Below are 1,201 nucleotides of genomic sequence, written 5' to 3'. Positions count from 1 at the left end.
GTCAGAATCGCTGTCAGAGTCAGAATCGCTGTCAGAGTCAGAATCGCTGTCAGAGTCAGAATCGCTGTCAGAGTCAGAATCGCTGTCAGAGTCAGAATCGCTGTCAGAGTCAGAATCGCTGTCAGAGTCCGAGTCGCTGTCAGAATCCGAGTCGCTGTCAGAGTCCGAGTCGCTGTCAGAATCCGAGTCACTGTCAGAATCAGAATCGCTGTCAGAGTCCGAGTCGCTGTCAGAGTCAGAATCGCTGTCAGAGTCAGAATCGCTGTCAGAATCAGAATCGCTGTCAGAGTCCGAGTCGCTGTCAGAGTCAGAATCGCTGTCAGAGTCCGAGTCGCTGTCAGAATCAGAATCGCTGTCAGAGTCTGAGTCGCTGTCAGAGTCAGAATCGCTGTCAGAGTCCGAGTCGCTGTCAGAATCCGAGTCGCTGTCTGAGTCCGAGTCGCTGTCAGAGTCAGAATCGCTGTCAGAATCCGAGTCGCTGTCAGAGTCCGAGTCGCTGTCAGAATCCGAGTCACTGTCAGAGTCAGAATCGCTGTCAGAATCCGAGTCACTGTCAGAGTCAGATCCAATATCTACAATGACTACTGTTGGTAATGAATTATTCCCTGCTGGGTCTGTCGCGATTGCCTTAACTTCATCACCATCATCTAAACCAGGATTTGGCACTGTCCAAGTTCCATCTGTACCAGCAACAACTGTGGTTTTGGTGCCATCTGGGTAAGTAACTGTGACTGTTGAACCTGGCTCAGCTGTACCTGTAATAGGATCTGTTCCATCAATTGGATCTATTACAGGAGCTGCTGGTGGAATAGCATCTACAACGACGACCGTTGGTAATGAATTATTTCCTGCTGGGTCTGTCGCGATTGCCTTAACTTCGTCGCCATCTTTTAAACCAGGATTTGGCACTGTCCAAGTTCCATCTGGACTCGTAACAACTGTGGTTTTGCTGCCATCTGGGTAAGTGACTGTGACTGTTGAGCCTGGCTCAGCTGTACCTGTAATAGGATCTTTTCCATTAATTGGATCTATTACAGGAGCTGTTGGTGGAATAGCATCTACAACGACGACCGTTGGTAATGAATTATTCCCTGCTGGGTCTGTCGCGATTGCCTTAACTTCGTCGCCATCTTTTAAACCAGGATTTGGCACTGTCCAAGTTCCATCTGGACTCGTAACAACTGTGGTTTTGCTGCCATCT

1 protein-coding gene and 1 pseudogene are annotated in these 1,201 nt (G+C 49.0%); both read right to left on the bottom strand.

The window, feature by feature from the left end:
- Positions 1-569: hypothetical protein (locus WFN33_RS20205; RefSeq protein ID WP_336954825.1), on the bottom strand; the 569-nt coding region annotated here is incomplete at its 3' end.
- A 1-nt stretch (position 570) separates the two neighbouring features.
- A pseudogene (locus WFN33_RS20200) lies at positions 571-1,201 on the bottom strand (Ig-like domain-containing protein); the annotation flags it as partial.

Origin of the sequence: Acinetobacter sp. AS167 (genome assembly GCF_037152175.1) — a bacterium.
Classification (GTDB): Bacteria; Pseudomonadota; Gammaproteobacteria; order Pseudomonadales; family Moraxellaceae; genus Acinetobacter.
The sequence above is the reverse complement of the archived record's forward strand: the minus strand, read 5'-3'. Positions and strand labels throughout refer to the sequence as shown.